This window comes from Chthoniobacterales bacterium, from assembly GCA_018883245.1.
Lineage (GTDB): Bacteria > Verrucomicrobiota > Verrucomicrobiia > Chthoniobacterales > JACTMZ01 > JACTMZ01.
Window position 1 is genome coordinate 1 of record VEQL01000079.1, and the last position, 2,210, is coordinate 2,210.

The following is a 2,210-nucleotide window of genomic DNA, read 5'->3' on the forward strand; positions in this document are numbered from 1 at the left end:
CCCCAAGAGCCTCACGCGGAGACATTTGTGTGTCCATCACCATAGAACACCATATTTTTTCACCATTTTTCTGGAAACCAACAAGTTGGCACCGAAAATGATGGCGCTTGCCGGTTATAGGCGCACTAAACCTCCCGCTCGTTTATCAGGCGTAAAAATGCACGAACCCGGCGACCCCCGATTCGCGCGAAACTTGAAAAAAAGCCGTCGGAGGAACAGGTCCCCCGGCGGCTGGCATGGTGGTATTTGGCTAACGACCATGCGGAAATTCTTTATGGGAAAACGCTCAGAGGTATAAATGTCCCGTGGCAGCTCCACCCCTCTGGCGAAATTCCCCGCTCTATCACGGGCCGCGCCCTCTGGCTTGGCTCGCAGCCATCGCATGCCTGCTCACGGCTTGCCAACGACCCGCACCGGAGGCCCCGCGGGTCTGGCCTCAGGAGGGCTTTGTCCGCGTCGCTGAAAATGTCGATTTGAAATACCGTGACTGGGGCGGCGACGGCCCGCCCATCGTGCTGCTCGCCGGTCTGGGCAATACCGCGGCCATCTTCGACGACCTGGCACCGCGGTTGACCGATGCGCACCGGGTCATCGGGCTGACGCGGCGTGGGTTCGGAGGGTCGACGGTGACCGCGGAGGGCTACGATGTGGCCACGCGTGTGGCGGATGTTATCGCGGTCCTGCAATCTCTCGGGATCGGGCGGGCGCTGTTGGTCGGACACTCCATTGCCGGAGATGAATTGACCGGGATCGTGCAGGCGCGTCCCGACTTGGTGGCGGGTTTGGTTTACCTCGATGCGGCTTTCGACCGCACCGACAAGCTGGCCGACGAGGTCTTCGACGGGGCGGAAAAGCTTTTGCCGACGACGGAGGAGGTCTTCCAATTTTCCATCGCCGATGCGGAGGTCATCGATGGCCAATTGAAAATAAAAAGCTTCCCGGCCGCCCAACGCTTCGCGGAAGCGCAACTTGGTGCACCGGTTCCTGCGAGCGAACTCCGGAGCCAGTTGGTGCTGAATCCCGATGGCACGCTCGAATTCAAGGATACCTCAGCCGCGCAGGCCGGGGTCCGCGCCGGTTCCGATCGCGTCAAGGCCGACTACCGCGGCATTATCGTGCCGGTCACCGCGCTTTATGCCGATTGGGGCGATCCGGCGGCAGCTTTTCCCATCACGGCCTTGGCCGGAGCGGAAGCGCGGGAAACCATGCGTCACCACTCGGCCAAGATGGCAGAGTGGGCCGACCAAGCCGGCCTGGCACAAGTGCGCGCCCAGGTGCCGGGAGCCGTGGTGGAAATCATCCCCGGCGCACCGCACTCCATCTTCCTTAAGGAGCCGGCGTTGGTCAGTCATCGTATTCTCGAAACCGCGTCCCGTGCCGGGTGGCAAAAAAATCTAGGCGCAACGCCGCAAGAGGCAGGCACCGAGACCGGCCGCGACCAAGGCCAATAACGCATACATGGACGGCGATCGCCACCATGTCGAGGCGCTCAACTTTGGCTTTGCGCAGACACCTAGTCCCCACGGCCTCGATCCAAACCCATATCCTCCAGGGTCGCCGTCGGAGGAACGAGTCCCCCGACGGCTGGCATGGTGGTATTGGCTCGGAACCGCGATTTACCTGTCCCAAGCCTCGCGGAACCCCGCGAACTTCGGAAACCGCGGCGCTTCCTTCGCCCCGCTTGGCTGGTGCTTGAACCGGACGAGCCGGCCGACGAGCGACTCGCGCCGCAGCCACAGGCTGAGCCGATCGATCCCGCCGACCACATGGTTGTAGCCGAGCCGGAATTCCACTCCGGTCTCAAGCGATCGCACGACGAACCCGCCGAGTTCACCTCGGCCCACCATGCCCGACTGGCTGAGGCTCCGCTTCGTCCGTCCAAACGCGTCCCTATGCGCCTCGTTCTGGTTGCTCATCCCCTCGTAGGTGTCGAGAATCTCGGCCTCCGCATCCTCGAACCGCTTGATCTTGAGAAGCCAGCCTTCGCGCTCCGTGGAGCGCCCGCACTTGTAGGGTCCGGCGGGGTCGCGAACCATCACGCCCTCGTAGCCTTCCTGGATGCACCGCTCCTCATAGGCCGCGAGTTGGGCGGCATCGTGGATTTCAAACGGCAACACCTTCACCACGCGCTCCCACTCGGGCAGGTGCTCCAACTGCGCCATGCGGCACGAATACGGCCGATCGGTGCCGCCGCTCACATAGTCGAACAC

General features: G+C 62.8%; 1 protein-coding gene. It reads left to right on the top strand.

What is annotated here, in order from left to right:
* Positions 1–305: 305 nt before the first annotated feature.
* Positions 306–1,451 (top strand): alpha/beta hydrolase, encoded by a 1,146-nt coding sequence (locus tag FGM15_13590; protein ID MBU3666890.1) that lies wholly within the window; start codon positions 306–308, stop codon positions 1,449–1,451.
* The last annotated feature ends 759 nt before the right edge of the window (positions 1,452–2,210 follow it).